Here is a 7,970-nt window from a genome sequence, read left to right as displayed (position 1 = left end):
GCAGGCAACGGAAATCATCGCCGGCGGCAGCGTGGAAATCGCCGCAGTGCGCGACCTGACCCTGGTCTCCAGCAAGGTCGCGGCCAACGACGAAGCCTACCTGGTGGCAGGGGAGGAACTGAACCTGCTGGCGGCCCAGGACTACGACTACTCGCTGTACCAGAAGAAGAAAAAGGGCAGCTTCGGGCGCAAGAGCTTCCGCCGCGACGAAACCACCGACATCACCCATGTCGGCAGCGAGATCGCCACGGGCGGCGACCTGAGCCTGGTCAGCGGCGGCGACCAGACCTACCAGGCGGCGAAACTGACCAGCGACGAAGACCTGATCCTCTCCAGCGGTGGCGAGATCGTCTTCGAAGGCGTGAAGGACCTGGAACAGGAAAGCCACGAGAAAAGCAAAAGCAGCCTGGCCTGGCAGTCGGCCAAGGGCAAGGGCACGACCGACGAAACCCTGGTGCAGAGCGAACTGGCGGCCCAGGGCGCGCTGGTGATCCAGGCGGTGGAAGGGCTGCAGATCGACATCAAGGAAGTGAACCGGCAGACGGTGAGCCAGACCATCGAGGCGATGGTCCAGGCCGACCCCGAACTGGCCTGGTTGAAGGAGATGGAACAGCGCGGTGATATCGACTGGCAGCGCGTGAAGGAAGTGCACGACAGCTTCAAGTACAGCAGTTCGGGGTTGGGTGGGGCGGCGGCGCTGGTGATTGCCATCGTGGTTACCTACCTGACCTGGGGGGCTGGCTCAGCCATTGCCGGCTCGGCCAGCTCGGCCGCTGCCGGGGCGGGTGCGGGAGCCAGCACGGCGGCTTTTGCCGGATCCGCGGCCCAGGCGGTTTTCCATGCGACCGTCAACAGCGCAGCGATCAGTACAGTGAACAACCGGGGAGACCTGGGCGCGGTTCTCAAGGACGTGACCTCCAGCGATGCGCTGAAGGGCTATGCCGTATCGGCCATCAGTGGAGGAATGACAGGCGGTCTGGACGGTGGCCTGACGGCGGGCAATGTAGGGCTTCGACTGGCGGTGAACAGTGCGCTCGATACTCTGGTGAATGGTGGCAGCTTCAAGGACAACCTGGTGCAGGCCGGAATAAACCTGGCGGCCAATGCATTGACTGGGGCCATCTACGAGCAGGTGGGTGACAGCTTGGTGGGCAGCGGCTTGTCCACCAAAGTGGCCGTACATGCCATCGTGGGCGGCCTGATTGCGGAAGCGGCAGGTGGTGACTTCAAGACGGGTGCCCTTGCCGCGGGAGCCAACGAAGCGCTCTTGGAGCTTGTAGGCGACAAGCTGTTCCCGGGAGATGCTCATGAGCAAGTGATCGCCATGACCTCGCAGCTGGTGGGCATGACGGTTGCGGCAGCAGCAGGTGGCGATGACAAGGCACAGGAAAAAGCCGGGTGGGTGGCGCAGCAGGCGGCTATCTACAACCACGAGCTACATAGGAAGAATGCCGAGAACTTCGTTCAAGGTATACAGGATGCCTGTGCCCAGCGGTCGGATCTTTGCGGATCGGGTTATCAGGAGGTGAGTCAGCAAGAGCTGGTTCATGCCCTGCAGGTAACGGCAGCGCATGGGGTTGGGATTGAGAACGTCAATCCAGAGGCATTGAGGCTGGTTAACCAGTTCTTGGTCATGTTCTCGGGAACCTCGGATACGCTATTTAGCCCGACCGACTCTGAACAGGCTAGGATAGATGTCATTGACACTGTCGAGCTTATTGGGGCAGGAATCTCGCTTGCCTCAGCGGCGAAGAGCGCTCTGAAAAGTGGTGGTGGGCTGCTGGATAGCCTGAAGGGGTTGTTTGGAGGTGGGGCAAAAGGAAATGGTAGTGCGACAGATAATGTTGCGCCTTCGGGAAGCTCTGCCAGGCCTACCCCAAAACAGTCCGAGATTGATGTAGGAACTGAGCTTGGCGCAGGTGCCCGCCCTCAAATCAGCTACAAGAATGGTCAGGAGGTACCCTACGGTACGGCAGGTAGTGTGCGCCCAGATTGGTGTATTGGCAGCGTGTGTAGTGTTGAGGTTAAAAACTATAAAGTCGCAACTAACCAACAGGGGTTGATTAACAATGTGTCAAAACAAGCGCTGCAGCGTGCAGAGAATCTACCTCAAGGCATGCAGCAGCAGATAGTTATTGATGTCCGCGGCCAAGTTGTCACCGATGCACAGAAAAATGCCGTGATCAAGGGTATTGTGCAGAAGTCAAAAGGTACAGTTAGTCCTACTGATATAAGGTTCAAATCTGAATGAGGAAAATAGGACTTGATGGCGGTCATACGGTATACGAATTAGGCCCGGTTTCGGATGTCGTATTGTTCTTTGGGTGCCTCAATGCTTTTGTTGTAAGCCAGTATCCAGAAAATGATTGGAGCTTGCTAACGGATCGGCTCTATAAACGTTATTTGCGGCAAGATGATCTAGAACAGGCTTTCGCACTAATGGAGAGGGCGAAAGGCATATTTCTCATGCTGCCAAGGACTACTGTTGAGTGGGATGAAAGTTTGCAGGGTAATCGTGAAATCACATGGTTGGATTCGAAGCAGGATACCCTGGGGACTATTTTCTCTAGATACTTCGATTTATTCTCAAAGGCACAGGGCTCAGCTATTTCATTTTTTGGCGAATTTGGGATTTATCAGCCAGTTAGAATTCTTATTTCTGATATGCCTTCTTTCATCTTCGAGAGGAAGAGGCCTTTAAGTGAATATGATGAACTCAGCCTGAATGATCTACCATTTTGGCTTCGTTGAAAGACCACGCTGTCTGTGCAGATACAGGATTCATCTGACACCGGCCCTGCGCCGGTGTTGTTTTATCTGCGCAAACCGATAGAAATATTGCTAATTCGTTTATTTCAAGAGGTGTAATATAAAATAGCCCCGGCGCTGCCGGGGCTATTTATTTCACTCCGCCGTAATCACCAAACAGCCCTGCATGACCCGAATCCGTATTTTCTCGTTGACCTGGAAGCCGGCCTGTTGCAGCCAGAGGCCGCGCAGCTTGATGCCGGGGACGATGCGGTCGTGGGTGTAGGCGGGTTCGCCGAGCGGCGGATAGTAATCGGCGGCGATGGTGGCGAAACGTTCAGTTCTGGGCGTGACTGCCCTATGATCGGCCTTAGCCATGGTCAGCTCCTTCTTAGCTGCTTGTGGTTAGCGAGCCGTGTGGGTTGCCGCCCACTCGGTTCGCGTCTTCTTCTTTCTCAGTGGTCAGCGGGTCTTGGATGACCAGCGTTCCGCTTCGTACTTGATGATCATCCCTTCCAGCAGTTGCTTGACGATGCGTTGTTCCTCGGCCGGCATGTTGCTGACTGCCTGAAATTGCAGGCGCAGATCCTCGTCGGGTTCCAGTTCCTCCGGCTCGAAAATCAATGAGTCGGTGGTGACGCGCAGGGTTTGCGCCATTTTCTTCAGGGCATCGAGCGACGGTTGCGAGGTGCCGGCCTCGTAGCGCTTCACCTGGGTGAGGTGCAGGCCGAGCGCGTCGGCCAGCGCCTGCTGGGTCAAGCCTTTCTGTTTGCGCAGGGATACCAGTCGTTGGGCGATGCTCATCGTGGTTAGCCGGGTGATGAAGGTGGCCATGATGTTATCCCTGGGTATCTGGTGTGCTTGACAGTGGTAGCATAAGAGAGCCTAGAATTGCGCACAAGAGAATCTTGACGCAATTCTGGAGAAACCCCGCATGGCCCGCATCCCCGTCGCCGAACTGGAACGCCTGAAGCGCGAGGTGTCGCTGGTACGGCTGATCCAGTCGCAGGGCCATGAGTTGAAGAAACGGGGCAAGGACTGGGTGATGCACTGCGTGTTCCACGAGGAGAAGACGCCGAGCCTGTCGATCTCGCCGGAGAAGAACCTGTATCACTGCTTTGGCTGCGGGGCGGCGGGTTCGGTGATCGACTGGGTGATGAAGACCCAGGGCGTTTCGCTGCCGCACGCGGTGCAACTGCTGCGCAACGACGCGCCGCTGGACAGTACCGAGAAGGTCGGCGTGACGCGCAGCCATGCCCGCCACCTGCCGCCTTTAGCCGCTGGCTCTGCCGCTGCCGAGCTGGAGGCCGCCGCGCTGTTGCAGTCGGTGGCCGAGTTCTACCACGCCAACCTCAAGCAGTCGCCCGAGGCGCTGGCCTACCTGGAATCCCGTGGGTTGACGCATCCGGAGTTGGTCGAGCACTTCCAGCTTGGCTATGCCAACAAGACCCTGACCTACCGCCTGCCGGCCGGGCATACCCAGGCCGGCAAGCAGGTACGCCAGCAGTTGCAGGCGGTGGGGGTGCTGCGCTCGAGCGGCCACGAACACCTCAACGGTTGCCTGGTGGTACCGGTGATCGGCCTGGAGGGCGGGGCCAATGCCGAGCAGGGCCGGCGGGTGGTGCAACTGTACGGCCGGCGCTTGCAGCCGAACCACAAGATCCCGGCCGGGCAGTCGCGGCACCTGTACCTGGCCGCGCCATTGCGCGGGGTGTGGAACGAGGCGGCGCTGGTGGGCGGTGGCGAGGTGATCCTGTGCGAATCCTTGATCGACGCCATGACCTTCTGGTGCGCGGGTTTTCGTCATGTGATCGCGGCCTATGGGGTGAACGGCTTTGGCCAGGATCACTGGCAGGCGCTGAAACACCACGGCACGCGGCGGGTGGTGATCGCCTACGACCGCGACGCGGCGGGGGATGCGGCGGCGGCCACGCTGGGGGAGGAACTGCGCGGTGCTGGCATCGAAGTGTTCCGGCTGCTGTTCCCGCAGGGGCTGGATGCCAATGCCTTCGCGCGGCAGGTGGAGAGCCCGGCGCAGGCGCTGGGCGAGTTGTTGCAGCAGGCGCTGTGGCAGGGCAAGGGCGTGGCGAGTGAGGCGGATGACGCTTCTTCTTCAGCCGCTGCGCCGCAGGCCGTTGTGGAGTGCGAGCCGGAAAGTGTAGTCGTATCGACCGAGCCGCTGGCCCCGGTGCCGGGGGCTGCGGTGGGACAGCCGCAATCCGTAGTCGAATCCTTTTCGGAAAACGCCCAGGGCGATCTTTTACTCACGGTGGCGGATCGGCACTGGCGGGTGCGGGGCTGGAAGAAGAACCTGGGCCCGGAGCAGATGCGGGTCAACGTGCAGGTACGCCGCGAGGCGAGCGAGCAGGCGGAGGCGGCGTATTACGTGGACAGCTTCGACCTGTACGCGGCCAAGGCGCGTAGCAGCTATGTGAAGCAGGCCAGCCTCGAACTGGGTGTGAGCGAAGAACTGCTCAAGCGCGACCTGGGCCAGGTGCTGCTCAAGCTGGAAGGCTTGCAGGAAGCGGCGATCCAGGCCGCACTGGCACCAAAAAATCCTACCCCGACCCTCAGCGCCGAGGACGAGAAAAGCGCCCTGGAACTGCTGCGCGCGCCGAAGCTGATCGAGCGCCTCGAGGCCGATCTGGCGCGCTGCGGCGTGGTCGGCGAATCCAGCAACCTGCTGGCCGGCTACCTGGCGGCGGTGTCCAGGAAACTCGACCAGCCGCTGGCGGTGCTGATCCAATCCAGCAGCGCGGCGGGCAAGTCCAGCCTGATGGACGCGGTGCTGAACCTGATGCCGGAGGAAGAACGCATCCAGTACAGCGCCATGACCGGGCAAAGCCTGTTCTACCTCGGCGAAACCGACCTGCAACACCGGATTTTGGCCATCGCCGAAGAGGAGGGCGTGCGCCAGGCGGCCTACGCCCTGAAGCTGCTGCAATCGGATGGCGAACTGACCATCGCCAGCACCGGCAAGGACGACACCACCGGCAACCTGGTGACCAAGCAATACCGGGTGCAGGGGCCGGTGATGCTGATGCTGACCACCACGGCGATCGACATCGACGAAGAACTGCTCAACCGCTGCCTGGTGCTGACCATCAACGAAAGCCGCGAGCAGACCGAGGCGATCCACGCCGCGCAGCGCCACAAGCAAACCCTCGACGGCCTGCTGGCCGACGCCGAGAAACAGGCCATCACCCGCCTGCACCAGAACGCCCAGCGCCTGCTCAAGCCCTTGGCGGTGGTCAACCCGTACGCCGACCGGCTGACCTTCCTCAGCGACAAGACCCGCACCCGCCGCGACCACATGAAATACCTGACGCTGATCCGCGCCATCGCCCTGCTGCACCAGCACCAGCGGCCGATCCAGCGGATCGAGCACCGCGGCCAGACGCTGGCCTACCTCGAAGCGACGAAAGCCGATATCGCCCTGGCCAACCGCCTGGCCCACGACATCCTCGGCCGTACCCTGGACGAACTGCCGCCGCAGACCCGCCGGCTGCTGGGCCTGCTGCAAGGGTGGATCGCCGGGCTGGGGGTCAAGGTTCACGACTTCCGCTTCAGCCGCAAGGACGTGCGCGCCGCCACCGGCTGGGGCGACACGCAACTGAAGATCCACCTGGGCCGCTTGCTGGAACTGGAATACCTGCGCCTCTACCGGCGTGGCCTGGCCCACGAATACAGCCTCGCCTACGACGGCGACGGCAGTGCCCAGCCGCACCTGATGGGGCTGATCGAGGCCGAGCGGCTGGACAACGAATCGGCCCGGTCGGGGTTGGAGGCAAAGCGGTCGGCTCCAGGTCGGGGGCTGGTCGGTGCTCGGTCGGATGCTGAAAACACCGTACCAGGCCAGGCACTGCCTGAGCCCGAGGCCGATCCGGTCGGGGTGAACGGCCAGGCACCTATCCATCCCGGGCACAACGCCGAGGCGCCGTTGTCCAGCGCCGCCGTAGTGGAGGGCTGAATGATGGCCGTGCAGAAGACCCGCAAGCCCAAGTCGGTGAAAATCGCCGACCAGGTGATCGGCCCGCTGGGCGATCCGGGTAGCCTGTACTTCCAGATGAAAGCCTTCCTGCAACACCAGCGCGAGCGCGGCTACTCCGAGCGCACGGTGGGCAACCGGGAAAGCCTGCTGATCGCCTTTATCCGCTGGTGTGACGAACGCGGCCTGAGCCGCCCGCAGGAGATTACCCGGCCGATCCTGGAGCGCTACCAGCGTCATCTGTTCCTGTACCGCAAGGCCGATGGCCAACCCTTGTCCGCGCGCAGCCAGACGGTGCGCATCACGCCGATCCGGGTGTGGTTCAAGTGGCTGACCAAGAGCAACCGTATCCTCTACAACCCGGCCGCCGACCTCGAGCTGCCACGCATGGAACAGCGCCTGCCCAAGCACATCCTCACGGCGGACGAGGCCGAACGCATCCTCAACGTACCGGACATCGCCACGGCCACCGGCATCCGCGACCGGGCGATGCTGGAAACCCTCTACAGCACCGGCATGCGGCGCATGGAACTGATCAACCTGGACTGGATGGCCATCGACTACGAGCGCGGGACGGTGATGATCCGCCAGGGCAAGGGCCGGAAGGATCGGATGATCCCCATCGGCGAGCGGGCGCTGGCCTGGATCAGGACATACCGTGACCAGGTGCGCCCGCAGTTCGTGCTGGGCGAAGACGGCGGGCAGTTGTTCCTGACCCAGCAGGGTGAAGCCTTCAGCCCCAACCGGCTGACGCAACTGGTGCGCGAACACATCGACGCGGCGGACATCGGCAAGCGCGGCAGTTGCCACCTGTTCCGCCACACCATGGCCACGCTGATGCTGGAGAACGGCGCGGACGTGCGTTTCATCCAGGCGATGCTCGGGCATGTGAGCCTGGAGACCACGCAGATCTACACCCAGGTGAGCATTCGCGCGCTGAAGGACATCCACACGGCGACGCACCCGGCGCGGCTGAGCCGGCAGGGCAAAGCAGATCAAGAGCAACGGCCAGATCAAGATCAAAAGCAATAAGGGCTGACAGATGCTGCGCACCTGTCAGGCGTCTATGCCGGGGGTAAATGGCCAGCGGAGCTGGCCATTCAACATAACGCTGCATTACGCAAAGTGCGGCAAGCCGCACCGCTGCGCGCCCTGCGGGTTCGCGTAATAAGCGTTATGTCTGCGCCCCCGGAAGATCAACCGCCAACGCATCGGCTGGACGCCCGGCTTCGCC

General features: G+C 61.7%; 6 protein-coding genes. 4 read left to right on the top strand and 2 right to left on the bottom strand.

Annotation, left to right across the window (positions count from 1 at the left end; genetic code table 11):
• Together DNJ95_RS18855 and DNJ95_RS18850 are read left to right on the top strand one after the other, a co-directional pair.
• Positions 1-2,251: DUF637 domain-containing protein (locus DNJ95_RS18855; protein WP_181953412.1), on the top strand; the 2,251-nt coding region annotated here is incomplete at its 5' end.
• Positions 2,248-2,751: a hypothetical protein gene (locus DNJ95_RS18850; RefSeq protein ID WP_090423784.1), complete on the top strand. Its 504-nt coding sequence runs from the start codon at positions 2,248-2,250 to the stop codon at positions 2,749-2,751. The genes DNJ95_RS18855 and DNJ95_RS18850, both read left to right, overlap by 4 nt.
• A 153-nt stretch (positions 2,752-2,904) precedes the next feature.
• On the opposite strand, the gene DNJ95_RS18845 is transcribed toward DNJ95_RS18850, so the two are convergent.
• On the bottom strand, positions 2,905-3,126 hold the full coding sequence (locus DNJ95_RS18845) for a SymE family type I addiction module toxin (RefSeq protein WP_084308992.1): 222 nt from the start codon (positions 3,124-3,126) through the stop codon (positions 2,905-2,907).
• Between the two features lie 84 nt (positions 3,127-3,210).
• Entirely contained in the window at positions 3,211-3,582 is a 372-nt protein-coding gene (locus DNJ95_RS18840; RefSeq protein WP_084308991.1) for a helix-turn-helix domain-containing protein, read from the bottom strand.
• Between the two features lie 100 nt (positions 3,583-3,682).
• Between DNJ95_RS18840 and DNJ95_RS18835 the strand changes: the two genes are divergently transcribed.
• Both DNJ95_RS18835 and xerC read left to right on the top strand, forming a co-directional pair.
• Entirely contained in the window at positions 3,683-6,718 is a 3,036-nt protein-coding gene (locus DNJ95_RS18835) for a CHC2 zinc finger domain-containing protein (protein ID WP_131186250.1), read from the top strand.
• Positions 6,719-7,768, top strand: coding sequence for a site-specific tyrosine recombinase XerC (xerC, locus tag DNJ95_RS18830; RefSeq protein WP_242671957.1), 1,050 nt, complete (start codon positions 6,719-6,721; stop codon positions 7,766-7,768). It abuts the gene before it with no gap.
• The last annotated feature ends 202 nt before the right edge of the window (positions 7,769-7,970 follow it).

The organism is Stutzerimonas kirkiae, assembly GCF_004327335.1.
Taxonomy (GTDB): Bacteria; Pseudomonadota; Gammaproteobacteria; order Pseudomonadales; family Pseudomonadaceae; genus Stutzerimonas; species Stutzerimonas kirkiae.
The sequence above is the reverse complement of the archived record's forward strand: the minus strand, read 5'-3'. Positions and strand labels throughout refer to the sequence as shown.

Excerpts from the sequence above, each read along its gene's own strand:
- DNJ95_RS18840 (WP_084308991.1), bottom strand. The coding sequence starts at position 3,582 with ATGGCCACCTTCATCACCCGGCTAACCACGATGAGCATCGCCCAACGA.
- xerC (WP_242671957.1), top strand. The coding sequence starts at position 6,719 with ATGATGGCCGTGCAGAAGACCCGCAAGCCCAAGTCGGTGAAAATCGCC.
- DNJ95_RS18850 (WP_090423784.1), top strand. The coding sequence starts at position 2,248 with ATGAGGAAAATAGGACTTGATGGCGGTCATACGGTATACGAATTAGGC.
- DNJ95_RS18845 (WP_084308992.1), bottom strand. The coding sequence starts at position 3,126 with ATGGCTAAGGCCGATCATAGGGCAGTCACGCCCAGAACTGAACGTTTC.
- DNJ95_RS18835 (WP_131186250.1), top strand. The coding sequence starts at position 3,683 with ATGGCCCGCATCCCCGTCGCCGAACTGGAACGCCTGAAGCGCGAGGTG.